This is a genomic window from Nocardioides pelophilus (assembly GCF_014180685.1).
GTDB lineage: Bacteria > Actinomycetota > Actinomycetes > Propionibacteriales > Nocardioidaceae > Nocardioides > Nocardioides pelophilus.
In genome coordinates this window covers 1-1008 of sequence record NZ_JACEHF010000320.1, presented here as the reverse complement: position 1 = coordinate 1008, position 1008 = coordinate 1, and the positions used below count along the sequence as shown (strand labels likewise).

Annotated in this window: 1 protein-coding gene; it reads right to left on the bottom strand. The window is 70.7% G+C overall.

The annotated features are described in order from the left end of the window. Nucleotides 1-45: 45 nt before the first annotated feature. Nucleotides 46-1008 (bottom strand): DUF3048 domain-containing protein (locus tag H0488_RS23380; protein ID WP_183101551.1); only part of this gene is annotated, 963 nt, incomplete at its 5' end.

Sequence of the window (1008 nt, the reverse complement as noted above, 5' to 3'; positions counted from 1 at the left end):
CGACCCGTCGCCAAGTTGGCGACGGGTCGGCGCATTGCAGATCGGCTACTTGCCGAAGGTGACGCTGCCGCCCTTGGCGTCGATCGGGACCAGCTCGATCCACACCCGACCGGCCGGCACCGAGAGCTTGCCGTCCTTGGTCTCGAGCTCGATCGCCGAGCCCAGGTCGTCCTTGCTCCACGTGCCCTCGACGACCTTGCCGGCGTGGAAGAGGAACGCGTTGCCCTCGCCCTCGAAGATCGTCTCGGGGACCGGGTTGCCGGCCGGGTCGGTGTAGCCGGCGTCGCCGACGTCGACCCGCAGAACGAGCACGCTGTCGGCCGGGAACTCGTCGCCGTCGCCGGCGTAGGAGTTCTGGTTGACGTAGCTGCCGTTCTGGAAGGTCCAGTTCGTGGAGTGCGAGCCGAAGTCCGCGGTCAGCGTGCCGGCCGGGCGGCCCTCGGGCAGGTCGCCCTCGGTGCCCCACGGGAGGTAGTCGTCGGGCCGCGCGACCTTGTCGTCCTCAGCCGTCGCGGCGACCTTGCCCAGGTCGGTGAAGAGGTTGTACGGCGCGCTGCGGCTGCTCTCGCGGTAGAACCCGGGGCTGCCCTCGTTGAAGATCCGGATGCCGGCGTCGATGATCCGCTCGACGGTCTGCGCCGCGCCACCGCTGGTGACCATCGCGCCGTCGGCCGGCGAGACGATGCCGATGTCGCTGGCGCGCATCGACCGGACCGGACCGACGTCGCCCGGGATGTCGGAGTAGTAGAACGCCGCGAGCCGGGTGATGCCGCCCTCGACCAGCTCCTCGACCACCAGGTCGGCGTGCGAGAGCCCCTGCTGGGGTGCGCTGGCCTCGGTGTTGTCGAGCTTGAGGACCAGGACCGGGTGGTCCTGCTCCGCGGAGTCGCCACGCTCGACGGGGAGACCGGTCAGCGGCCAGGTCTCGGGCTCGGCGTCCTTGGTCGCGACCGCGTTCGGCTCGTCCCCACTCCCCTCCTCGTCCGACTTGTCGTTGCCCCCCCAGGC